Genomic DNA, 1,205 nt, shown 5'->3' with positions numbered 1-1,205 from the left:
CCACACCACGTGATAGCCGACGTAGATCGCCAGCACGAAGATGATCAGGTTGATCACCGTATGGTTGATGATGTCCATGAATGTTTCCGTGTCTATGCGGCTTTTGCGATCTGTCCATCGCGACACAGCAGCGTGGCTGCGACGATGTCGTCTGCGAGATCGATGTTGAGCGTGCCGTCCTTCGTGACGATCAGCTTGAGGAAGTCGAGCAGGTTGCGTGCGTAGAGCGCGGAGGCGTCGGCGGCAACCATCGCGGCAAGATGGGTATGACCGACAATCGTGACGCCATACTTTCGCACGACCTGATCCACTTCGGTCAGCGGACAGTTGCCGCCCTTTCTGTCTTCGAATTCGGCGCCGCGGCCCGCCGCCAGATCAACAATCACCGAGCCCGGCTTCATGTGCTTGACCGTTTCGACCGACAACAGCGTCGGCGCGGGGCGGCCCGGAATCAACGCGGTGGAGATCACGATGTCGGCCGCTTTCGCGCGTTCGTGGACCTGCGCCGCTTGACGCGCGAGCCAGCTTGGCGGCATCGGCCGCGCGTAACCGCCGACGCCGACCGCAGCTTCACGTTCCTCATCGGTTTCGAACGGCACATCGACGAACTTCGCGCCGAGCGATTCGATCTGCTCCTTCACCGCCGGCCGCACGTCCGACGCCTCGACCACGGCGCCCAGGCGCTTGGCCGTCGCGATCGCCTGCAGGCCCGCAACGCCCGCGCCCAATACCAGCACGCGCGCAGCTTTCACGGTGCCGGCGGCCGTCATCAACATCGGTATGAAGCGAGGATAGTGCTCTGCGGCAACCAGCACCGCCTTGTAGCCCGCAATGTTGGCCTGCGACGACAGCACGTCGAGGCTTTGCGCGCGCGTCGTGCGCGGCGCGGCTTCCAGCGCGAACGCGGTGACGCCGGCGGCGGCCAACCGCGCGGCGTTTTCGGCATTGAACGGATCGAGCATGCCGGCCAGCACGCTGCCGGGCTTCATCAGCAACAATTCCGATTCGTTCGGTGAGGCGACCTTCAGCACGATCTGCGCGCCAAAGGCCGAAGCCGCGTTCCCGATCTGTGCACCAGCCTTGCGGTACGCGTCGTCCGAGTAGTGCGCGCACTCCCCGGCACCCGACTCGACCGTCACGGTGCGTCCTTGAGCCACGAGCATCTTGACCGTCTCCGGGGTCGCCGCAACGAGCGATTTGCGACT

1 protein-coding gene is annotated in these 1,205 nt (G+C 64.6%); it reads right to left on the bottom strand.

Annotated elements, in window-relative coordinates; all coding sequences use genetic code 11:
• Window positions 1-92: 92 nt before the first annotated feature.
• Window positions 93-1,205: NAD(P) transhydrogenase subunit alpha (locus AWB68_RS45150; protein ID WP_235028887.1), on the bottom strand; the 1,113-nt coding region annotated here is incomplete at its 5' end.

It is taken from the genome of Caballeronia choica (genome assembly GCF_001544535.1).
GTDB lineage: Bacteria > Pseudomonadota > Gammaproteobacteria > Burkholderiales > Burkholderiaceae > Caballeronia > Caballeronia choica.
This window is presented reverse-complemented; position numbering and strand designations above follow the sequence as displayed.